At 71.6% G+C, this 359-nt stretch carries 1 protein-coding gene and 1 pseudogene; both read left to right on the forward strand.

The features are described 5' to 3' along the window. A pseudogene (locus AC1DYG_RS20920) lies at window positions 1-169 on the forward strand (chorismate synthase); the annotation flags it as partial. A gap of 19 nt (window positions 170-188) precedes the next feature. After that, window positions 189-359: shikimate kinase (locus tag AC1DYG_RS20925; protein ID WP_477641740.1), on the forward strand; the 171-nt coding region annotated here is incomplete at its 3' end.

The raw sequence follows: 359 nt of genomic DNA on the forward strand, positions 1-359 counted from the left end.
GCGCAGCGACGTGTGCGCCGTGCCCGCCGCCGGCGTCGTCGCGGAGTCGATGGTCGCGCTGGTCGTCGCGCAGGCCGCGCTCGAGAAGTTCGGCGGCGACTCGCTGACCGAGACCGTCCGCAACGTCGAGGGCTACCTGGCCGCAGTGCAGGAGCGTCTCGCGAGGTGACCGCCGGTCGTGAGTCCCGATGAGTCCCGTCGCGGTGCTGGTCGGGCCGCCGGGAGCGGGTAAGTCCACGATCGGTCGCCGGCTCGCCCGGGCACTCGACGTGGACGTCTTCGACACCGACGTCGCGATCGAGGAGGAGACCGGACGCACCATCCCGGACATCTTCGCGAAGGACGGCGAACCGGTGTTC

The sequence above is a fragment of the Pedococcus sp. P1_H8 genome (assembly GCF_056405175.1).